The sequence below is a fragment of the Terrimonas ginsenosidimutans genome, from assembly GCF_022012415.1.
GTDB classification, from domain to species: Bacteria; Bacteroidota; Bacteroidia; order Chitinophagales; family Chitinophagaceae; genus Terrimonas_A; species Terrimonas_A ginsenosidimutans.
Window position 1 is genome coordinate 131324 of the sequence record NZ_JAKLTR010000007.1, and the last position, 23388, is coordinate 154711.

Here is a 23388-nt window from a genome sequence, read left to right on the forward strand (position 1 = left end):
CAGACGGAATGAGGTAGAAGGTAACGGGGCTTCTAACCGGTTGCCTTCAGGAGGGTACATACAAGACCTCGCTCATGTAGTCGAAAAAAGGTCTGAGAGCCTTCATTGTTGTCTCCGCCATATCTATATAATCAGGTGCCAGTATTTCCGTATCGGTGAAATGATGTTGAAGCAGAAATTGCTTATACTTCAGCAGATCGGCGGCGGGACTGGCGGCGTCATATCCTCTTGGAACGCGGGTCAGGGTTTCCCCGGTAAGACCGGTGAATACCTTAGCTACTTTAGATGAGGCGAGCACTTTTCTTATAGGTTTATCATCAAAGACCAATTCATCCCGGATAAGTTTCAGATCTGAAGATGACGGCCCCCAGAAACCACCCGCAATAAAGCTGTTACCGGGTTCGAATTGAAAGTAGTATCCTCCGCGCAATAATTTTCCTTCTCGATGAAAACTGCCGCTGAAGTTGGTTTTATAAGGGGTTTTATCGGCGGAAAACCGGATATCACGGTAGATCCGCATCAATGCTTTTTTGCCGGATGGGGTGTCGATGCGGTCATGTTTTTTCATGCGATCGAGCAGGCTTTCCGTAAACGATTCTATACCTGAAAGCTCACGCTGATAAATCTGCTTGTTTGCATTAAACCATTCACGATTGTTGTTCTTCCTGAGTTTTTTCAGGAATTCAAAAGAGGTGGAAGGGATGATGGTTTTGGTATTCTTCATGTTGACGTTAATTGAGAAATAATGACTGTTGCAGGATCAGCCAGGCGTGCCCGTTAGTTTGACTTAATTGCTGTTCTCGTCTTTGGAACCTTTAAGTATGGCAAAAATGGCCATTGCATGACCATGGCCAAGATCGAATTCATCCTTTAACCATTTAGTGATATCGCCGGCTTTTGCGGTGAGTTGGCCGTTTTTGGTAAAACCCCGGCTGGCTGCAAGTTTTCTGAAGTCTTCCGCGGTCTTGCCTGTCTTCTCTTTGATGGTCTTAAGATATCCCTGAAATGACATTTTCTTTCTTTTGTGATGTAAAATTAATGGATCACCGCTAACATACTATTTTGGTTTAAGAAGGGCGAGACCCTGATCATGTTTTTTGTAATCTTTTTTTGAAATAATTGTTTGGTGATCGGACCTTACTGTCACAGGAATACTTAACCGGGATTTTCCGGAATGAAATATTTCACAGGGCGCAGGCAGGCACATCCCTGCGAATCGCACTCGAGGGCCGGTCCATTGCTATTGCTTCTTTTATCGCTGGGAGCGGGCATGACGATATATTGTGATCGCCAGTCAGGATGAGATCCATCTGATCGTGTTTAAGTTTCCTGTATGTGTTGTCAGGCACGGATTATGCCCCTGGGTTGTATGGAAACTGAACAATTGATCGGTATCGTCGCCGGGGTATGTACCGGCATTTCACTGGTTCCGCAGCTTGTGAAGATCAGAAAAGAGAAACAAGCGGAAGGTACGTCTACGGTAATGCTGATCACATTACTGCTGGGGCTTGGCGGGTGGATCGTTTACGGGGTGATGCGCACAGATTATCCCGTGATCTTTACGAATGCTTTCTCTTTTATCATCAATATCTGGATCATGTGTCTTTCTGTGAAATATTCACGGCGAAAGGATCTTCAAAAAAGGCCGGACAAAATGCCCGGCCATTAATGAAATAACCATGAAGCAGGATCACTCCGCCCACGGATCAAGTACCACTTTTACACAGTTGTCCTCTTTCTTCCTGAACATGGAGTATCCGTCTGCGATCTTTGATAACGGCAGGCGATGGGTGATGATATCATCTAACTGAACTTTGCCTTGCTTTACAAAATCAAGGAGAGTGTCGATGTGTTTATGCGCAGGCGCTTGTCCACCACGCATAATAATACCTTTGTCGAAGAACTGACCAAGCGGGAAATTATCATAGCTAGTTGGATAAACTCCCAGCACGGAAACAATTCCACCTCTTCTAACCGCACTCATACAAGCTTCGATCACTTTGGGAGAACCTTTCTCCAGGTTGATCACCGCTTTTGCACGGTCGATGAGAGAACGGTCTGGCTCGAAACCGACGGCTTCAACACAAACATCTGCACCCCGGCCGCCAGTTAATGCCCTGATCTGTTCTATCACTTCTTTATCCTTTGTACCTTCCCATAAGATCCCTTCAGCATTGGCGGCTTTCTTTGCCATATCCAAACGGTATTGTAGTGTATCTACGATTATTACCCTGCCGGCGCCTCGAAGCCAGGCGCTTTTCGCGGCCATAATGCCGACCGGACCGGCTCCAAATATGGCCACCGTTTCTCCTCCCTTCACTTCTCCCCAGTCAATCCCGGAATAGCCGGTAGGGAAAATGTCTGTCAGGAATAAGACCTGCTCGTCTGAGAGGTTGTCGGGAACGAGACGCGGGCCATAGTCCGCATAGGGGACCCTTACATACTGTGCCTGTCCGCCATCATATCCTCCGTATAGATCGGTATAACCAAAGAGCGCGCCCCCTTTTTCCGTGAGCAATCCGCCTTCGGGACCATAATGCTCAGGATTACTGTTCTCGCAATGACCGGGTAAATGATGATTACAAAAAAAGCAATGCCCACAGGCTATCGGAAAAGGTACTACAACCCGATCTCCTCGTTTCAGATTCTTAACGGCCTTGCCTGTTTCTTCTACGATACCCATGAATTCATGGCCAAGAACCATTGGTCTTGGCTGCGGAATTCCCCCGCTGTAGATATGCAGGTCTGAACCGCAGATAGCGGTTGCGGTTACTTTCAGGATAATGTCCCTGTCATCTTTTAGAATGGGATCATCCACATTGTCGCAGGTTATCTTGCCTGGCCCATGTATTACTGCTGCTTTCATTGTTTATTTTTTTGGGGTAACTGGTTCCTGTTGTTTTTTCATTGTATCAGCCGCTTTCTGATCAGACATCAAATTAGATGCGGTAACCGTCAGCTTATTTTTCAAGCCGGAGATCACTTTATCGTCGCCATTCATCAGTGCATCATAGCCATCTCTGGCCACCTGGGCGGGGTCGGATAACTTTGATTCATCCTGTACCGCTTTTGAAGATTCCATCCCTGCTTTATGGAAGAAATCTGTGTCGGTAGCTCCGGGAAGCAATGCTGTAATGATTATATTATGTTCTTTTACCTCGCTGCGGACTGCTTCCGTAAAAGACTGGACGAACGCTTTGGTGCCATGATAAACTGCCTGCCAAGGTCCAGGTGTTTTACTTGCAATGGAGGAGAGATTGAGGATCTTTCCTTCACCACGTTCCAGCATATCCTGCAGGAAAAGTTTTGTAAGAATGGTCAATGAAGAGATATTCAATTGAATAATGGCGAGTTCCCGTTTGATATCTGTATCCGCAAATAAACCGTATTCTCCCTGCCCCGCATTATTTACAAGTATATCTACCGTCAGGTGCTGCGATCTGATCTCCTCGTACAGCTCGAATGCCGCATTTGGTTCAAAGAGATCTTTCACGATCGTAATAATATCAACGCCTGCACCTTCAAGGTCTGTCTTTGCCTGCTGAAGATCTGCTTCAGTTCTCGCGACGAGGATGAGGTTATGCGCCTCCTCAGCAAAGATTTTGGCCAGTTCATAACCGATGCCAGTAGTTCCTCCGGTAATTAGCGTATATGTTTTTGTTGTTGTCATAATGATTTTTATGGTGAGCAATCAATCCTGTTGATAATGGTACAAATGATATGCCGCTGAAACTGAAGCCGCGCCTGTTCAGCATCCTGGAGGATTGAGTAAGATTTTGCACGTCACGGATCGTAATCAGGTAGGAGGGTGACGGTATCCGGTAAAAGGGGGAAATGAAGTATATGCTGTTCTTCCTGATGACGCGTGGTTATATTTTCACAGGCGTGATTGTTGAATGTTCGTGTTCCGGCAATATTCCCATCGTTCGATTTATTGATCGACGCAGTCGCCTATCCGCAGCCTCTTCAACGGAAGCGGCAACGAAGGGTCCGGGCCAGAAACAAGATGGTTCCCGCCCTGATCATGGCGGGCAGAAAGAGGGATATTTTGCTGACCTATTCCCGGGACAAAAGGGACTTCGCCCGGCTGGCCGGTGGGAGATTGTTGAACTATAGGGGTTACAATGCACTTTCAAAGGTGCCGGGATTTAGGGCGGATCCGCTGGTAACATGGTAACTGCATCTGATATTAATGGTTCTTTTGATTACCGAATGCCATGTTTTGCCGGTCATCTTGACGAAACCGGGTGTTTAATGCGACAACTTCTTGGATAGCATTTTAAAAGCTGTATCTTGGTTATCCTGATTACGTGTACGTAAACGGTCCTATATCATGAAACCCATTTCTACTTTACCCTTTGCAACAACATTTTTGAGGATACTCATTCTCGAAGACGATTCTGATCATGCGTTTGTTATCCGGCACCGGTTAGAGCGCGATAGAGGGGATTGTGCTTTTTTAATAACTTCCGCCGAAGAAGATTTCAGGCATGCCTTACAGCATTTTTCGCCCGATGTAATTATTACCGACAATTCTCTACCCGGCTTCAATGCGTTTGCTGCACTGCGGGTTGCGCGTGAATTGCGTCCGGAGGCGATCTGCATTCTCGTTACGGCGCTGCTTCTGGAAGACCAGGCGATCGACTACCTGCGTGAAGGCGGTGATGACTGCCTTGATAAGTCAGCCCTTTCCCGGCTTTGTAGCTCTGTTGCCACTTCACTTGCCCGGCGATCAAAGATCCCATCGGCAAGTAAGGGCGAAAAGCAGCAGATGAAACGGGCAGATATATTCCGCTCTTACCTTGAACACGGACCTGACGGACTTCTTGCGCTGGATACCGCTGGCTATATCATGCATATCAATGATGCTGCAGGACAATTGCTCAGCGGAAAAGCATGGTCTCCTGCAGGGAATCTGGTCTGGGATGTGTTTCCGGAGATCAAAGACAGTTTTTTCGGGGCTGCTTTTACCGCCGTGTTGCAAGATGCGGAGCGTCTTGCTGTCCGGCTGTACCTAACGGCATCGGACAGCTGGCTTGACTGTTTCTTCCAACCGGTTGACAAAGGAATGACGGTTCTGATCAAAGATGTAACCCGGGAAGAGAACCTGCTGCAGGAGCTGCGGGAACAGCAGGGGCAAATGCAATACGAGCTCGATCAGCTTAGTTTGGTGGCCGGGGAACGTGAGCGCCATTTACTCGGGCAGGAGTTGCATGACAATGTGAACCAGCTACTGGCCAGTGCCAACCTGTACCTGACATTGATCAGTGAAGCGCCTGAACGGGCCTCCGAACTGGTACCGTATTGCAAGAGCAGCGTGTTAAAAGCGATCGAAGAAAACAGGCGCCTTGCGCATGGCCTGATCTCTTCAGACGAGGATAAGGATGCGCTGATGGTACAGGTGGAGCGCCTGTGCGAAACCCTGCTTCGCCCGGCAGGGATCGCTGTTGAGTTGCAAACAGAATGTCTAAATGAAGCACGGCTGGGATCTTCTTTTAAACTTGAGCTTTACCGGATCCTGCAAGAGCATTGCACCAATATCGTGAAGCATTCGAAAGCGAACCGTGTATCGATGCATCTGAATATGGATGAGAAGGAATTTACAATGACTATTGCCGACAATGGAGTAGGTGCGTCCTTTACCGATGCCAAAAACAAAGGCGTTGGATTGTTGAATATCGAGAAAAGGGCAAAGAAATCAGGAGGTAAGGTTACTATTGCTACTTCCCCGGGAAATGGGTTTACGCTTGCGATCATCCTGCCGGTTTAATAATGCTTCCCTTATTGATCAGCCGCCGCTGCTTCCTCGCAACCATGCCTGATCCTGGAGTTCTCCTGTTTTACTACGACCTGGTCCAACTTCTACAGATCCCGGGGCAGCCAGAAGGGCGCAAGGGAAGTGACGCTTTCCAATCAGCGATATTACATCAGGTAATAAGTCCCTGGTTGATTTTTTTTCTCTCCGGTCGCTTCGCCCAGCAATGACCTTATATCCCTTTCGATATTCTCCGAAATATCTGTGACCGGTACATCGCTTGGCCTGTTCCGGAACGGATCCTGCAAGTGGTAGGCAATTTTTTCGATCAACAGAAAACTTGCCGGGATCAGTAACAAAAGAGGTACTACGAGGGAGTAATCAATTGCTTTCAGGGAAATAGCCAACGTTACTACAAAAAGATAAATGATAAAATGAAGAACGAGGCGGTAAGTTGATGGAAAGATGGTGCGGTTGATCCTTTCCGCCACACCCAGCGAATCGGTGAGGCGAACGATCGTTTCCTGCAAATGAATTTGTCCATGTACATCGAGAGATTCAACTGATCGAAGCTGTTGTATATCTTTTGCCGTGGATCTTAATAACATAAGTGGATGATTATGGCTGGAAGCCAGTTGGTCATTTTCTTCCTTTGAAAGATACGACCCGGCAATGGAAGATGACTCGACGCCACGGAGCGAAGCGCCTGTAATGTAGCACCAGGCAATCTGTCTGTACGCAATTTTTTGAATTTCTTCAGTATGAGTGTTGTTTAAAAAAGATTGCAATTGGATCACCAGTGTCCTTGAGTCATTTATAATGGTTCCCCATGCTTTTCGTGCTTCCCACCATCTATCATACGATTGGTTCATTTTGAAGGATAACAGTACAGAGAGCGATGTTCCCAGAAATGCCGGGATCGCGAGCGGCATCGCGGGAAAAGGTTCCATAAATCGTGCGGCCAGGTAGTGGCTAAGCAAGCCAATGGATATTACAATTGCCAGGTCGAACTTAACAATGTTGATCAGGTATTTTAGGGGAATGCGTTTTTCAAGAATCATTTAATGATGATCGTTTAGGGTATGAAGTTTAATCAGGTGCGTGCGATTCGGGTCGAAGCAGTGCTCAACATTTCAGTAGTGCATGGTGTAGTTGAAACTATGATCGGCGTGGGTGTCAGAACTATCCGGTAAGGACAGCAGCATGACAAGTTGTTTACAAGACGGGCATGGTGAAGGTGAAACACGTTTGTTCGGAAGTGGAAGTTACGCTGAGCGAGCCATTATGGGCTTTTGCTATTTCTGATGAAATATACAGACCGAGCCCCAGGCCCTGTCGCGGGTTGTTTTGATTTTTCCCTGTTTGTTCTCTCCGGAAAGGTTGAAAGATATCGCTTATTTGCAGCTGATCGATAGGGTCTCCTTCATTACATACAGAAATATGCAAAAGGCCGTTCCGTATTCCAGCTTCTGCGCTAACAGGCTGATCTGTTGCTCCGTGTGTGATCGCATTGGCAAGAAGGTTTGAAACCAGCTGGGCTATCCTTGCTTCATCGCAAAGGATGGGGTCCGGCAGTTTTATATCCCGGATAATGATCTTTGACGGCCATATAGACATCAGTTCGTCTATGACCTGATCAATTACGGGTTTCAGGGGGACGGATGTTAGAGTCAAAACAATTCCTTCACCCAAACGTGTCCGTGCAAAATCCATCGTGTTGGTAATGAGTTCTGAGATACGCAACGCACTTTTACGGATCAACTGGACCGCCCTGGCATTAATGTCTGGTGAATGATCACCTGACAATAAAGAAGCAGATGCCAGTATGGAACCGACGGGATTACGCAGATCATGGCCAAGTACTGCTATAAATTGCTCCCGGTAGTGCGTAAGTTGCTCAGCCTGTATCAGATTAGTTTCGAACGTCGCCTTAAGTTCTTTAAGGTTCTGTTCGTAGATCCTGCGGTCAGCTGCTTTAAAAACGGTAAAGCGGATAAACACCGGGTTATTATCAGTGTCACGCCGTTCTATCGCATTGATCAGTACCGGAACCTTAGTACCGCCTTCTCCCATCAGTTCTACCGCCACTTCGTCGAAGTGCCCCTGCATTCGTAAAAGGGGGGCGAGATGTGTTTCGTAATAGATCCTGCCGCCAATGGTGAGCAGATCAGAAAAAGAGCGCCCACGGATCTGCGTGGCTGAAGCTTTTACCCAGGAAGCGAGTTTATTGTTAACCCGTTCAATTTTTCCATCTGGTGATGCAATGATATTACCAGTGAGGGAATGTTCAAACAGGTCTTCAAAATCTTCCCTACGGGAATCGATATTATATCGTGTGTCAGATTGCATGCAAATAGGCTTGAATAGCTGATATGGTTTCCGCTGGGGCACTCAGGTTCGGGCAATGCCCGGTTGCTTTAAGGATAACGAGTTTGCTGGCTGGAATTTGCTCATGCATATACATTCCAACTTCAACCGGTGCTATAATATCGTTGGAACATTGAAGGATCAGTGACGGTACGGGTGTTTCTCCAATCACATCGCGTTTATCCGAAAGGAAAGTGGTGCGTGCGAACTGTCTCGCAATGGCGGGGTCGGTGCGGCAAAAGCTGTTGGCTAATTCTTCCCGGAGATCTTCCCTGTCAGGGTTTCCCATGATCACTGGCGCCATCGTCATAGACCATCCCAGGTGATTGTCGTCAAGTGCTTCCAGCAATTCATCTATCTGGTGTCGAGTAAAGCCCCCGGTATAATTCCCGTCATTAATATAAGAAGGCGAGGGGCTGACCAGCACCAGTTGACAAAAAACCTCCGGCCGCCTTATGGCAGCCAGAATTCCCATCAGCGCGCTGACCGAATGTCCCACAAATGTTACCTCACTCAGTTGTAACTCATCAATGACCTCCAGAATGTCTTCCACATACCCATCGAGCGTATTGTATTTATCAAATGAATAAGCTGTGAGATCGGAGTCGCCGGCCCCGACATGGTCGATCAGTACGATCTTGTAATCTTGTTCAAAAGAAGGATAAATGTATCTCCACATGTTCTGGTCGCACCCGAACCCGTGTGTGAAAAAAAGAGGTCTTGTTCCTTTTCCAATTACCCGGACGTTATTTCGTTTAAGAACAGAAGCCAAATTGTTATTTACGATTTGTTTAAAGGTAGGGCTTTTCAAATGAAGCTATAAAACAAACCACAGGCAACGCTGCTATCCGGGAAAATACCTAGATATAAACTAATACAATCATAAAAGTTTTTGTTTACAGATCTGCATGTGACCGGGTGGTGTATTGACAACCGTGCAGGCCATCTTTCGTGGCATGCTATTTCTCTTATACTATATTATCAATCACAAAAATATTACAATGTCAAAAAATCAAAATGGTCAGAAAGACCAGCAGGCTGCACGCCGCGCAGATAGCTCATCACCTGGCAGTAAGCGCGATGATGAAGGAAATTCCCGTAACACGGATCGAAATGACGATGAGCAAAATCAATTCGAGAAGGATGCGGACCGGAGAAGAGCAAAAATGAACAGACCAGCAAGTGAATCAGATGAAGAGGGTGAGGACACGGAGGTTAACGGAAATGTTGCCGAGATCGATGCAGATCAGGACGATGAGGAGATTGAAGGAAATGTGGACGAGGAAATGGAAGGCGATGAGGATGATGAGCTCCAGGTAGACGCAGGTAACGAAGATGGGCCTTTTGAAGAAGAGGAAGAGGAGGCAGGTGACAATGAGGTTAACGAAGATTTTGAAGACGAAGACGGTGAGGAAGAAGAAGATGATGATGAGAATGGAGAGGCAGATCCTCAAGATCAGCCTAAGCCTAAAAAGAATGTGTATCCCGAGAAAGAGTAATCAGAAGAATGATCACGGGCCTTCCGGATAACGGAAGGCTTTTATTGAGGCATTAATTGCCGACTTTTAAAAACAGGATTTATAGTTACATTAATTCGGGCAATTAAAGTGCTGTTTTTAGTCACGCTATTTGTGGCGGGTAAGAGAGCCTGTTAAACTTGTTCACATAATTTTTTCTGGTCCGGTGAATGACCTGATCCGATTGCCCGGATTAATCTTAATCAACTCAACTAAATTTAAATGGATGTATTATGCTTTAGCCATCTGCGCTGGGATTTCGTTTATCAACGTCCTCAGCATCTGATGTCAAGATACGCGGAAAATGACCGTGTTTTTTTTATAGAAGAGCCTGTGTGGCAAAATGGCGCTGCGAAAATGGAGGTTAAAAGACCTGCCCTTAATATTTATGTGGTAACTCCCCATCTCCCGGACGGGGTGTCTGAAACAAATCCGCTACAGCTGCAGCAGAAACTTTTAGCGGATGTAGTGAAGCAGTATAAGATAGACAGCTATGTTGCATGGTTTTACACTCCCATGTCTATTGATTTGCTGGCTGGGCTGGTAATGCCAAAGCTGGTCGTTTATGATTGCATGGATGAGTTATCGATGTTCCGGAATGCCCCGGTTGAAATGCAGCAAAAGGAACATGAGTTGTTTGATATGGCAGATCTCGTCTTTACGGGTGGCAACCTGTTGTATGAAAGTAAAAAAGCTCTTCACGATAATATTCATTCATTTCCAAGCAGCATTGACAAGGAGCATTTTCAGCGGGCGAGGAAAACAGGTCATCAACCGGCAGATCAGGAGACCATAGAAGGGACCAAGATCGGTTTTTTCGGGGTGATCGACGAGCGGATGGATCTTGGGTTGATAGATGCTATCGCAGAGAAATGTCCAAAATGGAGTATCATTCTTATCGGTCCTGTAGTGAAGATAGATCCGGCAAAGTTACCCCGCAGACCAAATATTTATTATCTCGGCGGAAAAACGTATGATGAACTTCCGAATTATTTGTCGGGTTGGGACGTAGCGCTTATTCCATTCGCGCAGAATGACTCAACGAGGTTTATCAGTCCGACTAAGACCCCTGAATACCTTGCCGGCGGTAAACCGGTTGTATCCACGCCTATACATGACGTTATACATCCCTATGGTGACGATGGGCTTGTTTATATTGGCGCATCGGTTGACGATTTCATTTCAGGGATCAAGTGGAGCCTGGAGATCAAGCGCAATCCTGAATGGTTGAGATCGGTTGATATTTTCCTCAAAGATCTTTCATGGGATTATACATGGCGAAGGATGTCGGAACACATTGATAATGCCTTGTTACAAAACCAACGACATTTGTCTGGGGTTGAACTGAGCTGATGAGCCGCTCAATTATTGTAAAACTGACCGATCAATTCCATGTTTTCGACAGAGTGAAAGGCAGACAGCAAATCGCTTTCATTTTCGCTGACCCAGTTGGGGAGTAATAGTTCAGGCCCTATCTGCCAGTAATCCTTATCCTTTACCAGGGAAAAATAACAGCGTTGCCCATTTTCGTCATCAATGTTCACATCATATAATAGCTCGGTGCGCTTAGTAAAATTATATTCCTGCATAACAGGATACGCCTTTATGACCAGTGTTATTTGAATAAGCCTCTTGTGCATTGTAATGTTTTCATCAGAATAAGAGTGAATAGCATGCCAGATAAAGATTTTTACAACATGCGGCATGTCATTTGGAACTATATATCAATAAACAACAAAATAAAATTTTTATGCCAACAAAATCATCTCCTAAAAAGAGAACACCAACTGCAACTGCAACAAAAGCAAAAAAAGCAGTTGGAGAAGGAAATACGCAGCTTGAAAAATTCTTTACAGATTCTCTGAAAGATATTTACTGGGCTGAAAAAGCGCTTACCAAAGCGTTACCTAAAATGCAAAAAGCAGCAACTACAGAAGAGCTGCAAAGCGCTATTGAAGAACATATTGATCAGACGAAAGAACAGGTTTCACGTCTTGAACAGGTGTTTGAGTTGATAGGGGAGCGCGCCCAGGCCAAGAAGTGTGATGCCATGGAAGGTCTGATCAAAGAAGGCGAATCCATTGTAGAGGAAACTGAAAAAGGCTCTATGACGCGTGACGTTGGGATCATCATGGCGTCTCAGAAAATTGAACATTATGAGATAGCTACATATGGCGGCCTGGTATCCCTCGCAAATACACTCGGTAAAACGGATGTTGCTGAAATACTTTCGACAACACTGGAAGAAGAAAAACAAACTGACCTTGGTTTGACCGAGATAGCGGAAAATAATATTAACTGGGAAGCTGAACAGGAAGATGGTGAAGACAGCGCCGATTAGGCTGTTTGATTTCGAGCACAAGGTCACATCTGTGGCCTTGTCTTTTTGTAGCTGCACAGATACTCTTTAAATCTAAATGTATGAATGAATCTATTTCTCCCGATAAGATGATTCCCGAGGCAACTGCTTTGCTTGCCGATAATTCTCTTCTGATACAGCAAAATAATTTCAGGGCCGAGGAGGTCAGATCGGATCAGTTCATTGATATCTTTGATGGGACTGATCTCTTTAGTTATTTTACGGCGGACATCATTAAACTCAAGACGGTATTCACCAGGTGATAATCTCCCGAAATGGGACGAGCGTAGTACTACGAAGAAGCCGCGACGCGCACTAAGATATCTTAGCGTTCTACGCGGCTTCTTTGCGTACTTTGCGATACTATTACGACAATCTTATCTTATTCTATGCAGAGATTTTAGCGCCGGTCTTACCAGTTATCGAACGTAAGCCCGAAACTCTCTTCATTCAGAATGTCTTTCCAGTCAAGGATCAGTTTTTTATAAGCTTCGCCGACAGGCATGATGTTTCTGTCGAGATCAAACAAGCCCAGTTCATTGATTACTCCGTGATCATTACGTAAAGCAGAGTCCCAATCTACCTGGTGTGTGAGGCTGTACCAGGTGAATCCGATTATCGGAATTCCATCCCGTTTGAGGCGGTGCACATTCGCCCATTGTTTCAGCAGCCATTCTTTTGAAGCAGGCATTTTGATGTTCGTTTCGGTGTGCATGATCGGAAGTTTATACCTTCTATAGTACTGGTGCGTGATCACATAGTATCCGAAGATCTCACCGGCGGCTTGCGTATGTCCGTCAGGGAAGACAAGGTGTTCATTAGTGACGTAATAGTCATTTCCCATTACACAGCGGGCTTTGACCTGGTTGCGTCCGAACCACTGGTATTCTTCCGGCGTCATGCCGTTTTGAAGCAGGTAAGTATACATTGGAACATTCAATGGATAGCCATAGGTGAGATCGAGCGGGAGAAAGCGTTTCTGATTCAGGAACCTTGCTAGATTGATCGCTCCGGGGTCCATGGCATGAAAATATTCTGATGATTCGCTTTGAATAAATGTTGCGTCCGGTTGAACTTCCAGTATTTTCTGCATGGCAAGTACATTCGCTTTGCAAAGGTTTTTCATTGCGGTTACGAATGCATAATCCGACTGCAGCCGTTCATTCCACCATCCATATTTTGCAGAGAACATAGCAGTGATGAAGATCTCGTTAATAGGAGTGTACAATTGCAGATCAGGAAATCTTCTTGCGAATGCCTGAGCATACTCAGCAAAGAAGCGGGGGAATTCGGGGTTTTGGAAATTTCCAAGCCAGTCTGGCAAACCGAAATGGCAGAGATCAACTATCGGGGTGATCTGTAACTGTTTCAAGCAGGCAAATGCTTCATCAGCGAATGCCCAGTCGTACTTACCGGGGCCTGTATGCGTACTGTATAGTGCGGGACCAAAACGTACAAATTCCAATCCCAGCGATTTGATCAACTGGAAGTCTTTTTTCCAGTGGGTATAATGGCCGGTCTTTTCCATCTCGTCCACGCGTTTTATCTTTCCGTTGGGGAGCAGAATAGTGGGATAACTGTTTTCAATCCCCGTACTGAACATGAACCTGTTTCCAGACATGGTATGTTTTTAAAGAGTAGCTGAAGCTATGATCACCTCAATCCCCGGAGGCGGACACTTTATTTAGTGAACTGGTAAACGGGGACTGCCATTTTCTTCGTCAACTGTTTCCTTGCATCTGTCGTTTGTGCCTTCTGGTCTATGGCCTGAACATTTTCTTCTGCGTTCATCAGGAGATCCTCTGTGTTTTCGGTGAAATGCCAAATCCCTTTAGCATTATCTATAAGAAGGTCAAGGGCTCTGTTGGCCACCTTTTTCATACGATCCTGGTCGATCTCCGTGTCTGTTGTGCCTGCGAAGGTTGCTTTTTTATGTAGACGCTCCCGGAGATATTGAAATATATCTTCAGCGTTCAGCCGATCGACCAGTATTTCTACGCCTGACTGAACGGGGTGGTCAGTACCGCCCTTCGATCCATCAGTAGTAAAACCTGCGGAGAACTGAAGCAGCTGTATCGGACGCGACTGTTGCACAATAAATGACCGGTGGGTTCGCCTGGGTTTTTCAAATAAAGATGAGTCAGGCCCCATTATGGGTGCGCGAACATCCACGATTGCCCAGGGGAAACATTTATCAATTTTCTTTGCAAGCTGCTCATGATCGAGGTATTCAGCGTCTGCAGCTGAAAGGACTGTGCACAAAAGATCTCTTTCCTGGCATAAGCTGTGAAAGATATTGCCAATAGGGGAATTGTTATCAATTATTACAAGTCTTTTGCCTGAACCACCACGCAATGATAAAGGATAGTTGAAAGCAGTTGATCCGGCAGGCTGCCACCATCCTCTGCCATCCAGTGCAGGATGATAGCAATCTTTTCCTTTAGCGAGCGTGCGGATCATTCTTGCAGTTGCGGTGGGCTGGAGTTGTTGTTTCTGGATCTCGAAAACACCGCTCTCATATTGCCCGTTATTCTGGCATATGAGGGTGTTCCAATCTACAGCTCCTAACAGTCCCCAGGCTGTGATCGCAACGACCGGGATAGCCTGCCGGCGAAGATCTTCTGCGAACTTATAATGCTGATAGAACCACTTCATTTGTTGTTCCCGTGTGCAAACAAGCTGGCATTCGGTCAATGCAATGGGTATCCTGTAACGCCACCATGCTTCTTTCAGCAAACCAGCCGCACCTTTCATGTGACCGCTTCTTGCTGCTTCAGTATCTGCATAAGCCTGCTCATGGTTATGACCATGTGTATGGCGGGGATATTTTGAAATGTTCTCATCAAGAAACCGTTCTGATGTCACATAATAATTGAATCCCGCAATAGCAGGAGGGCATAGGTTGTCCAGGAAGAAAAACAATTCATCTTCTTCAATTCCGTTATCGATGAAATACTTCCAGGCAAAGTGTTCTTTATTTACTTTCCCCGTGAGAAAATCATAAGTAAGCCACCTGCGTTGATTTTCGAATTCGGCCTGGTAAGCAAGCGCAGGTGTACTATATGTTTTTGAAAGATCTTCCGTCTGGATCAGGCTGGCTTCGGGATTGATCTCCCTTATGGCCTGCATAGACAAGACAATTCCTTTCAATTGATTAAGGAGCATCCTTACGAATGCAGCATCACTTTTTTTATGTGGATACCAGAAACCGTATAAGCCGCTAAACCTTGCAGTTGTCAGCGGTTCATTAACGGGGGTATAAAACCTGATCCAGGGAAAAGTCTCGGCAACCTGTTTTGCATAGGCAGCAAGTTTTACCGGAAATTCCATGTCAAGCAGATTTGTATATAATGGTCCGCTTCCATGATGGATCAGCCCGGCGATCGGCTCAATATTCTTTTTTCGCAGAATATTCAGCTGACCGGCAGTCCATTCCCATTCCTCCTGGTGATCTTTCTTGGGAAAGTGGCGTTCCCAGAGTATAGGGTACCGGAACTTAGTGAAGCCGAGAGCAGATAATTTATGCAGATCATCACGACGTTCGTAGTGACCGGTCTCGGCCAATTGATCCCTGTACACATCGCCGACACGATTAATGGTGCATTCCATCCCGCCCCAGATCTCCGGTTTAGTGCAAGGCAATCTTTTGTTCATCGATTCTGTTTTCTGGTGCTGATAAGGTCATTAACTTTTTAAAAAGTTTAAGCGACTGCGCTACCACCTGGTCCATATTATAATATTTGTAAGTGGCAAGGCGACCTGTAAAATGAACTTTGGTGAGTTTGTCGGCCAGGTCTTTATAACGGCTGTATAAGATCGAATTTTCCGGCCGCGGAACCGGATAGTAAGGATCGCCTTCAGCTTTTGGATGTTCATAAACAATGGTTGTCTGACGATGCTGCTGACCTGTCAGGTATTTGAATTCAGTTACCCGTGTATAAGGCTGATCGTTGGGATAGTTTACAGTTCCTGTAGGCTGATGATTCTCCTCATTTTTCGTATCAAAGATGAATTCGATCGACCGGTAGGGTAATTTTCCATAGCAATAGTCAAAGAAATAATCGATCGGACCGGTGTAGATCATTTCTTTGAAAGGGATAAAATCCGCTATCTCCTTATAATCTGTATTGACCATTACTTTGATGTTCGGATGGTCCAGCAGTTTTTCGAACATTCTTGTGTAGCCGTGCATCGGCATAGCCTGGTATTTATCTGTAAAATACCGGTTGTCACGGTTATTCCGGGTGGGTATTCTCGCCGTTACCGACGCGTCCAGCTCACTGGGATCCAGATCCCATTGCTTTTTAGTGTAACCTTTAAAAAATTTCTCATAAAGATCTTTCCCTACTTTGTTCAGTACTACATCTTCAGAGGTGAGGATCTGCTCTTTTTTTACAGCTTTTGATGCAAAAAAAGATTCGACCTCTTCACTTGTCAGGTTCAGGCCATACAGCGTATTGATAGTGTTCAGGTTGATTGGTATGGGCACCAGCATGCCGTCTACACTGGCAAGTACACGGTGTTCATAGGGGCGCCATGAGGTAAATTTCCCAAGGTAGTTAAAGATATCCTCGCTATTGGTGTGAAATATATGCGGTCCATATTTATGGATGAGGATGCCTGCTTCATTATAAAAATCAAATGTGTTTCCCCCTATATGATTCCGTTTATCAATGATCAGGATCTTTTTATCCGCTTGTGAGGCTAAACGTTCAGCGAGTACGGCCCCGGCAAATCCGGCTCCAACAATTAAATAATCAAACATACTTTATGAAATTTTAAGTTTCCGCAACATTTTAAGATGTGCTTTAAGAGCGATAATGCCGATGAGGAGCTTAAGGAGAAAGTTTATCATATCTACAGAAGTCAATTAACGAGCCAGTTGCAATGTATTGTAGAAGACGAAGGCAATCAGGTGCTCCTAAATGAATAAGATGTTCAAGCTTTTGTTAATGCGCAACAGATAAAAAAAAATTAAGGCAAAGGGAATATTATACCGGGAAAGTATTGCTGATTCCATAGTATATAATTCAAACAGCATCATAATCTATGCATGTGAAGGTAATGACCGGTATTACTTACTATGCTTCTGAAATGACGACAGACAACTGTTACATATAACCATGTTGGCAGTTTATGGGTCACTCCGGATCACTGCTACGAGTTAAGCTTCATCTCATCGATATCCATGATCTGTTCGACGTGACGAATGACTACATCATTGAAAGTTCCTTCCTTGTGTATCTTTATTAACAAGGTGCGCTGGAATTTACTGATCTCAAATTTTGCATGCAGTAAGGATCCGGAAGGGGCGTCAGCCGGGTCAGGAGGAGTTTTTTCGCTGCTGTGATCTGTGTCCATTTCTTTTGTCAGCAGTGTGTGGACCAGTTCTGCATATTTATTTTTGAGTTCACGGTGCAGTTTGTTATCAGTCAGGGCTGGTAGTTCATTATCGATAAAATAGATTGTGCTTGTAGCGATATGTAATTGAAGCTTGGTTATTTCAATATCAGCGTTCTGCCGGGGTTTTATTTTAAGCAGACGGATCAGGAGAGGGAGCGAAAGTCCCTGCACTACCAGCGTCACGAAGATGACAACAAAGGAAAGAAAGATGATCGAGTGTCGTTGGGGAAAGGGGCTTTTATCCTGCAGTAACAATGGCAGGGCGAGAGCGGCGGCCAGTGAGATCACACCGCGTGTCCCTGTCCAGGCGACGACCAGTACATTTTTCCATGTGTCATCGGGTTCAGCATTTTCATCTTCTCTTTTTGTTTTACCTTTTATTTTTTCCTGGAATCCTGGCCATCTTGCGCCGGCAACTACCCAAATGATCCGAACCAGGATCGTTGCAAGGCTTATCAATAGGCCAAATCCGATCATGCGGGGAAGCTCGGGGCCCCGAAGGTCCCGGATGATAGCAGGGAGTTGCAGCCCGATCATCATAAACACAAAGCCATGTAAGAGGAAGATCAGGGTATCCCATACAGCCTTTGTTTGCATCCGCGTCTGATAGGCAAAGATCTCCGGCGACCTCCATGAGATAAGCAGGCCGGTGCAAACAACCGCCAGTACACCAGAAACATGAAGTTGCTCCGCGCCAAGATAGGAGATATAAGGAGCAAGTAAGGTAAGGCTGGTTTCAACTACAGGATTGTTTTCGATTTTTTTATGTATCAGCACAAATAGATACCCGGTCAGTATACCGATCGCTATTCCTCCTCCGGCCACCAGCAGGAATTGAAGACTTGCGTCCCAGAATACAAAGCTGCCTGTGGTAACGGCCACGACAGCGTATCTGTACGCAATCAATGCGGAAGCATCATTGACCAGGCTTTCTCCTTCCAGTATGGTCACTACTTTTCTATTCAATCCCAGCCCTTTTATGATCCCTGATGCTGCAACCGCATCGGGTGGTGAAACAATTGCGCCGAGTACGAAAGCCAGCGGCCAGGTGAAGCCGGGAATAAAATAATGCGCTGTGATGGCGACGGTGACCGTTGTGAAAAACACGAGGGTTATGGCTAACGCAGCTATGGGCCGGATGGATGTTTTGAACTCATGCCAGGAGGTCTTGAAAGCGGCATCATAAAGTAACGGGGGAAGTATTATCACGAATACCACTTCGGGATTCAGTGCGAGATCCGGTAGCTGCGGAACAATTCCGATGATCAGACCTGTTACAACCAACAGAACAGGGTGCGGCAGATTCCTCTTATTTGCTATCGCTGTTAAAATGATCAGTATAGCCAGGATGAAAACGACAATTTTAAAATTCTCCATACTTTAATTCAAGAGGCGAAAATGTCAACGGATCATGAGTTTGATAAGCTTGCATCAGTTTTTTTGCGCAGGCGTGATAATGATCTTGATCCTGCACTGGTGAAAGCAACGTCGTTCTTTGATAAGGGAAATTCATGTGCAAATACCTTAGTATTTACGTCATTCACTGCCATCGTGTACCATGGTATTGATCATCTTAAAAAAAGAATTGGCCTTCAGGTAATAAGGTGAATGCGCCGGAACAACAATGCCCTGCCCCAGGTCAAGCATTGTCGGTGTGTCGTCAATAATGATCTCCACATTGCCGGCAACAACCTGTATGAAGTTGGCATGAGGGCGTGTTCTTTTCCGGAGACTTTCCCTGCTGTCAAAAGACATTGTGCTGACGCTGTTGTTATATTTTTTAATGATCGTCTTCGTTATGGATGAGCCGGCGGAATATTCAATAATTTCTATAGTGATATGAGTTGCTGCACCCTCAAAGGCGTCATCTTCAAAATTGTTGTCAAAGTTGTCTGTGTCCATAATTTTTAAGTATTGTTCAATACGAGTGGAAATAAAAAGGGACCGGATAAAGATCCAGCCCCGTATGACAGGTATTTCTGTTGAGAAGAACTACATGTTGAGAACCACTCTGGCTTAGTTACGCTGAATGAGAAAAAGTTTACAATACACTACTCCTGGTTATGAAGGTGTATTTTGGCATCGCGCGTTCTTGTTGGTTCCTGCTGGACAATCGGGTCCTATGCTTTTCTTTTGAGTTTAAGCGTATTCAGTGATTTTAACTGGAGATCGGCATTTATTTGCTGCTCTGCCTGATCACTTTGGTTCTTTATCAGATCGGCTTGTAAAAGCTTGATCTTGTCTTCGATACCCTGGCCATCTTTCAGCAGAGATGCGATCTTTTTACGGGAATCTGTTACCAGGGTTTCCTGTTTTTTGATATCCTGCTCAAGGCTGTAAGCTGTTGTACTTGCCGGGAATCCCTGAAGAAAGCTTTCTGCGCCGGCCCAAAGTGCCGGGTCGCTTTCAGGGGATACAAAATTTTCATTGCCGGTGGTCAGTAAAAGATAGACGATGCTATTATTGATCTCTTCCTTGTTCTTTGAAACAATTTTGAAGTACATATCTATTTTCTTGTTGCCAACGGACGCGAGGGATACATTGTTAAAAATGTAGAACCCGTCTTTCTTGTTGTTCTTCCAGAACAAAGAGCCGGTTGTTTCCGGATTGTAGCCAGCGCTATGTAATCTTTCAAGGATGGTTGCTTCGGCATCGGCCGTGTTATTCATTAACTCAACCGAAAGTGCCGGACGCATCGTTTTATTAAACTGAATGCTTGTGGATGATGTCTGTGCAGTCGCACCAGCGACCATAGATAATCCCACTATAAAGGAAGCCATTTTTTTCATTTTATTTTGTTTATCTGACACTGCGATACTTCGAAGAAGCCTTCACACTCTTACACATGTTATCCCCGCTGATACTGCAGTACCGTATTAAGTAATTTTATCTTTTCCATGATCCTTGTTCTGAGCTGTATATTATTCCCTGTCCGTTTGATTTCGTCCAGTGCTGTTTCATACTCGCCGATCGCTTGTTGAAAACTGCTGTTATTCTCACTTTTGCGGGCGATATTAAAAAGACGGACTGAATTGTTTTTCTTGCGAAGAGGTCTCAGCCAAAAGAGATACAAGGTCAGTAATATGAAAACAGGGATCAGTATTATGCTTAAAAGGAACACGATGGTAATTTACGGTATAAAGCAAAGGTCGGTAACTATTACATCATAGTTGTTATATAATTCTACTAATCAAGTATACAATTCACACTTAGTGAATTTGATTCGAATGGTTTTCTTAATTGACCCGGATTACTTACACCTCAGGGAAAACAAGGAGGTTTTTCTGAAGAAATAAACCGGATGCTATCATTTATTAGAGGTACATTACATTCATGCAGATCATTTTATTTGCAGATAAATTATTCCCATGTCAAATATTGTAGATGTTGTTGTGGCGGACAGAAATCTTGCCACTATGCTGAGAAGTGTTAAAGCTGCGGGACTCGTAGAGGAATTAAATAAAACAGGTCCGTTTACAGTTTTCGCACCGACTGACCTCGCCTTTGGTAAGATGGCGGCTGGCGAACTGGGCGAGCTTTTAAGGCCACATAATAAGGCAAAGCTTACGATCTTATTAAACCATCATATAGTTAATGGCAGGCAATATTTCGATGATCTTAAAGACGGCCAGCAATTAAAAACCATCGATGGGGATGATCTGCTCGTTACAGTGCGGGACGGTTCGGTAAGTATCAATGGATCCGTTATACAAGGCCGGGATATGGAAGCTTCCAACGGTGTGGTGCATTCACTTAGTAAACTTGTTTTTGGTGCGTAGTAAAGCCATAGATGGCAACAAGAAGCGTGTTCCGCGGCGTCTTTGAATAATGGTGAACCTTTCCCGATTATCATACATTAATACTTCAGGGATCATGGATATTTGCATTTCCAATATAGGGCTTCATGTGAGCAGGTATGATATCAGGCAATTGTTCGAGCCGTTTGGATCAGTTCAATCCGTAGAAGTGGTCACAGATCACCGGACCGGCGCCAGCTGCGGATTTGCACGCATTAAAATGCGATCAAGAAAAGCTGCGGAGAAGGCCATTGATATACTTGATGGAATTGATATTGAGGGACAGTTTGTATCCGTGGCACCTGAAAGAGTAAATCTCAGTCAGTAATTATAAAAGAGATCCCTGCGCTGTTTATTTTTTTTATCTCATGCGGGGATATTATCATAGAATTGTAACAAATCCGAAAGATCTTTTGTAGCATAGTATTTGTGATTTGTATCCGGGAATTTAATGTGCTTACATTTGTTCCGACAGCGATACAGGTCATGATAGGATCAATACAGATCAACCTGGAATAATTACAAATCCATCGAAGTATTTAAGAGTAGTTAAAATGCAACGTTCAATTATTACCGGCACGGGGGCTTATATACCTGCTGTTGTCAAAAAGAATGAAGATTTTGGTTCAGAAGGTTTTTATGATGTTAAGCATCATCGTATCAACCAGCCAGTGGAAGTCATCCTCGAGAAGTTCACCCAGATCACCGGGATCGTTGAACGCCGGTATGCGCCCGACAATATTGTCGCTTCTGATATGGCGGCTTACGCGGCAACTGAAGCGATCCTGGAAAGTCAAACCGATATTGAAACAATTGACCAGATCATCGTTGCTCATAATTATGGCGATATTAAAACGAACACTATTCAGACAGATAGTGTTCCCTCTCTTGCATCACGGGTGAAACATAAGCTTGGTATAATTAATCCTTATTGTGTCGCTTATGATGTGTTGTTTGGCTGCCCCGGCTGGTTGCAGGGATTGATACAGGCCGATCTTTACCTGAAAGCAGGTGCCGCTAAGAAATGCCTGGTTATTGGAACTGAAACATTATCCCGTGTAACAGATTTTTCTGACCGGGATGGTATGATCTTTTCCGATGGTGCAGGAGCTTGCATGCTCGAAGCAGGAGAAGACGGGATAGAACGCGGGATCATTGGCACTGCTGCCCGGTCAGATTGCAGGGATGAAGCTTTTTATATCGACTTCGGCCAAAGTCATTCTCCTGATTTAAACAGCAGTAGACGTTTTATAAAAATGAATGGGAGAAAGGTATACGAATACGCGTTGAAATATGTTCCTGAAGCCATGAAGGATTGCCTGGATAAAAGTGGTGTTCCTGTTCACGCATTGAAAAAGATATTTATTCACCAGGCAAATGAAAAAATGGATGATGCTATTGTAAAAGCATTCTACAAACTATATGAAATTGATAATCCGCCGGAATACATCATGCCGATGTCCATTCACTGGCTGGGAAACAGTTCCGTTGCAACCATCCCCACGTTATTAGACCTTGTAAGAAAGGGTAAGATCGATAACCAGGAACTTCGTACGGGCGACATCGTCATGTTTGCTTCTGTAGGGGCAGGTATGAATATAAATGCGGCCTGTTATCGATATTGAATGCTAAGTGGCTTGTTCTTGGGTTGATCCGATTGCCGACGACCGATGCCCCACCTTTACAGCGGAATGAACAGTGCTGGTCGATAAATTCTGACTGTTCGTCCCGCTGCTCCGGCCATCGGTCATCCGCAGCCGGATCGAGGATACCATTTGTCCCTTTACGATCTCAGCATCATTGAGGCCGTTTTTAGTAATTATTTGCTTTTTCTGTTTGGCTTTCTGAATCATGTCCGCTCTGTTTTACCAGTTTGTTATAAATCCCGAGTAAAAGAAAAGGAGCGGCCCATTGCCCTACAAAAAGTGCGTCGTGTTTTTTGCCCATACATTTAAGTGTCAGGGAAGTTGCCATTGCCGCAACCGATGCGACGAGGTATACAGCAGAAGGTACTTTAGCGGTATAGTTTTCGATCTTTTCTGTAACCGGTCCTTCCTGGGGTGTTTTTTTTGTCGTGTCCATATTTATGTTTGATAAGTAAATTCAAAAAGGCTGCCAGCTATCCACATCAGTGGTTATTGGAAGAATTATGATATAAAAAGACATAATGATGATAGTCAAAAGTCATTA

At 44.9% G+C, this 23388-nt stretch carries 26 protein-coding genes; 10 read left to right on the forward strand and 16 right to left on the reverse strand.

Features of this window, described 5'->3' with window-relative positions; genetic code table 11:
• Window positions 1-46 precede the first annotated feature (46 nt).
• Both LZZ85_RS12515 and LZZ85_RS12520 read right to left on the reverse strand, forming a co-directional pair.
• Window positions 47-724, reverse strand: coding sequence for a DUF2461 domain-containing protein (locus tag LZZ85_RS12515; protein WP_237872165.1), 678 nt, complete (start codon window positions 722-724; stop codon window positions 47-49).
• 63 nt (window positions 725-787) lie between these two features.
• Entirely contained in the window at window positions 788-1012 is a 225-nt protein-coding gene (locus LZZ85_RS12520; RefSeq protein WP_237872167.1) for a DUF4287 domain-containing protein, read from the reverse strand.
• A 357-nt stretch (window positions 1013-1369) separates the two neighbouring features.
• On the opposite strand from LZZ85_RS12520, the gene LZZ85_RS12525 reads away from it, so the two are divergent.
• The gene (locus LZZ85_RS12525; RefSeq protein WP_237872169.1) at window positions 1370-1669 is read left to right on the forward strand and encodes a SemiSWEET transporter; all 300 of its coding nucleotides are present in this window, start codon (window positions 1370-1372) and stop codon (window positions 1667-1669) included.
• Between the two features lie 21 nt (window positions 1670-1690).
• Here the strand turns inward: LZZ85_RS12525 and LZZ85_RS12530 are convergent, their stop codons facing one another.
• Window positions 1691-2866 (reverse strand): zinc-dependent alcohol dehydrogenase, encoded by a 1176-nt coding sequence (locus LZZ85_RS12530; protein ID WP_237872171.1) that lies wholly within the window; start codon window positions 2864-2866, stop codon window positions 1691-1693.
• A 3-nt stretch (window positions 2867-2869) separates the two neighbouring features.
• On the reverse strand, window positions 2870-3670 hold the full coding sequence (locus LZZ85_RS12535; protein WP_237872173.1) for an SDR family NAD(P)-dependent oxidoreductase: 801 nt from the start codon (window positions 3668-3670) through the stop codon (window positions 2870-2872).
• A gap of 164 nt (window positions 3671-3834) precedes the next feature.
• Here LZZ85_RS12535 and LZZ85_RS12540 point away from each other — a divergent pair, with 164 nt between their 5' ends.
• Both LZZ85_RS12540 and LZZ85_RS12545 read left to right on the forward strand, forming a co-directional pair.
• Window positions 3835-4116, forward strand: a complete 282-nt coding sequence (locus LZZ85_RS12540; RefSeq protein ID WP_237872175.1) for a hypothetical protein — start codon at window positions 3835-3837, stop codon at window positions 4114-4116.
• A 217-nt stretch (window positions 4117-4333) separates the two neighbouring features.
• On the forward strand, window positions 4334-5770 hold the full coding sequence (locus LZZ85_RS12545) for an ATP-binding protein (protein ID WP_237872177.1): 1437 nt from the start codon (window positions 4334-4336) through the stop codon (window positions 5768-5770).
• 152 nt (window positions 5771-5922) lie between these two features.
• Here the strand turns inward: LZZ85_RS12545 and LZZ85_RS12550 are convergent, their stop codons facing one another.
• The 3 genes from LZZ85_RS12550 to LZZ85_RS12560 all read right to left on the reverse strand — a co-directional run bounded on the left by LZZ85_RS12550 (window position 5923) and on the right by LZZ85_RS12560 (window position 8933).
• Window positions 5923-6816, reverse strand: coding sequence for a bestrophin family protein (locus LZZ85_RS12550; RefSeq protein ID WP_237872178.1), 894 nt, complete (start codon window positions 6814-6816; stop codon window positions 5923-5925).
• Between the two features lie 154 nt (window positions 6817-6970).
• Complete coding sequence (locus tag LZZ85_RS12555) at window positions 6971-8104, reverse strand: PAS domain-containing sensor histidine kinase (RefSeq protein ID WP_237872180.1); 1134 nt, start codon at window positions 8102-8104, stop codon at window positions 6971-6973.
• The gene (locus tag LZZ85_RS12560; protein WP_349291742.1) at window positions 8094-8933 is read right to left on the reverse strand and encodes an alpha/beta fold hydrolase; all 840 of its coding nucleotides are present in this window, start codon (window positions 8931-8933) and stop codon (window positions 8094-8096) included. The genes LZZ85_RS12555 and LZZ85_RS12560 overlap by 11 nt, the downstream gene beginning before the upstream one ends.
• Window positions 8934-9123: 190 nt before the next feature.
• Here LZZ85_RS12560 and LZZ85_RS12565 point away from each other — a divergent pair, with 190 nt between their 5' ends.
• Window positions 9124-9621 carry a hypothetical protein gene (locus LZZ85_RS12565; RefSeq protein ID WP_237872184.1) on the forward strand — a complete coding sequence of 166 codons (498 nt, stop codon included), beginning with the start codon at window positions 9124-9126 and terminating at the stop codon, window positions 9619-9621.
• A gap of 240 nt (window positions 9622-9861) precedes the next feature.
• Window positions 9862-10992 (forward strand): glycosyltransferase family protein, encoded by a 1131-nt coding sequence (locus LZZ85_RS12570; protein WP_237872186.1) that lies wholly within the window; start codon window positions 9862-9864, stop codon window positions 10990-10992.
• A gap of 8 nt (window positions 10993-11000) precedes the next feature.
• Here LZZ85_RS12570 and LZZ85_RS12575 read toward each other — a convergent pair whose 3' ends face one another.
• A complete protein-coding gene (locus LZZ85_RS12575; protein ID WP_237872188.1) occupies window positions 11001-11279 on the reverse strand; it encodes a hypothetical protein in 279 nt (92 codons plus the stop codon).
• Window positions 11280-11389: 110 nt separating this feature from the next.
• Between LZZ85_RS12575 and LZZ85_RS12580 the strand changes: the two genes are divergently transcribed.
• A complete protein-coding gene (locus tag LZZ85_RS12580) occupies window positions 11390-11980 on the forward strand; it encodes a YciE/YciF ferroxidase family protein (protein WP_237872190.1) in 591 nt (196 codons plus the stop codon).
• Between the two features lie 80 nt (window positions 11981-12060).
• Window positions 12061-12261, forward strand: coding sequence for a hypothetical protein (locus LZZ85_RS12585; RefSeq protein ID WP_237872192.1), 201 nt, complete (start codon window positions 12061-12063; stop codon window positions 12259-12261).
• Window positions 12262-12410: 149 nt separating this feature from the next.
• On the opposite strand, the gene LZZ85_RS12590 is transcribed toward LZZ85_RS12585, so the two are convergent.
• The 7 genes from LZZ85_RS12590 to LZZ85_RS12620 all read right to left on the reverse strand — a co-directional run bounded on the left by LZZ85_RS12590 (window position 12411) and on the right by LZZ85_RS12620 (window position 20522).
• Window positions 12411-13619 (reverse strand): family 1 glycosylhydrolase, encoded by a 1209-nt coding sequence (locus LZZ85_RS12590; protein ID WP_237872194.1) that lies wholly within the window; start codon window positions 13617-13619, stop codon window positions 12411-12413.
• Window positions 13620-13678: 59 nt separating this feature from the next.
• The gene (locus LZZ85_RS12595; RefSeq protein ID WP_237872195.1) at window positions 13679-15652 is read right to left on the reverse strand and encodes a family 1 glycosylhydrolase; all 1974 of its coding nucleotides are present in this window, start codon (window positions 15650-15652) and stop codon (window positions 13679-13681) included.
• Window positions 15627-16763, reverse strand: coding sequence for a UDP-galactopyranose mutase (gene glf / locus LZZ85_RS12600; protein ID WP_237872197.1), 1137 nt, complete (start codon window positions 16761-16763; stop codon window positions 15627-15629). The genes LZZ85_RS12595 and glf overlap by 26 nt, the downstream gene beginning before the upstream one ends.
• Window positions 16764-17155: 392 nt before the next feature.
• The gene (locus LZZ85_RS12605; RefSeq protein ID WP_237872199.1) at window positions 17156-18778 is read right to left on the reverse strand and encodes a Na+/H+ antiporter; all 1623 of its coding nucleotides are present in this window, start codon (window positions 18776-18778) and stop codon (window positions 17156-17158) included.
• A 159-nt stretch (window positions 18779-18937) separates the two neighbouring features.
• A complete protein-coding gene (locus LZZ85_RS12610) occupies window positions 18938-19303 on the reverse strand; it encodes a cupin domain-containing protein (protein WP_237872201.1) in 366 nt (121 codons plus the stop codon).
• Between the two features lie 218 nt (window positions 19304-19521).
• The gene (locus LZZ85_RS12615; protein ID WP_237872203.1) at window positions 19522-20181 is read right to left on the reverse strand and encodes a hypothetical protein; all 660 of its coding nucleotides are present in this window, start codon (window positions 20179-20181) and stop codon (window positions 19522-19524) included.
• Between the two features lie 68 nt (window positions 20182-20249).
• Window positions 20250-20522, reverse strand: a complete 273-nt coding sequence (locus LZZ85_RS12620; protein WP_237872205.1) for a hypothetical protein — start codon at window positions 20520-20522, stop codon at window positions 20250-20252.
• 247 nt (window positions 20523-20769) lie between these two features.
• Here LZZ85_RS12620 and LZZ85_RS12625 point away from each other — a divergent pair, with 247 nt between their 5' ends.
• The 3 genes from LZZ85_RS12625 (at window position 20770) to LZZ85_RS12635 (ending at window position 22823) form a co-directional block, all read left to right on the forward strand.
• A complete protein-coding gene (locus tag LZZ85_RS12625; RefSeq protein WP_237872207.1) occupies window positions 20770-21180 on the forward strand; it encodes a fasciclin domain-containing protein in 411 nt (136 codons plus the stop codon).
• 94 nt (window positions 21181-21274) lie between these two features.
• Complete coding sequence (locus LZZ85_RS12630) at window positions 21275-21526, forward strand: RNA recognition motif domain-containing protein (protein WP_237872210.1); 252 nt, start codon at window positions 21275-21277, stop codon at window positions 21524-21526.
• Between the two features lie 226 nt (window positions 21527-21752).
• Window positions 21753-22823: a 3-oxoacyl-ACP synthase III family protein gene (locus LZZ85_RS12635; protein WP_237872212.1), complete on the forward strand. Its 1071-nt coding sequence runs from the start codon at window positions 21753-21755 to the stop codon at window positions 22821-22823.
• A gap of 187 nt (window positions 22824-23010) precedes the next feature.
• Here LZZ85_RS12635 and LZZ85_RS12640 read toward each other — a convergent pair whose 3' ends face one another.
• The gene (locus LZZ85_RS12640; protein WP_237872214.1) at window positions 23011-23280 is read right to left on the reverse strand and encodes a hypothetical protein; all 270 of its coding nucleotides are present in this window, start codon (window positions 23278-23280) and stop codon (window positions 23011-23013) included.
• Between the last annotated feature and the right edge of the window lie 108 nt (window positions 23281-23388).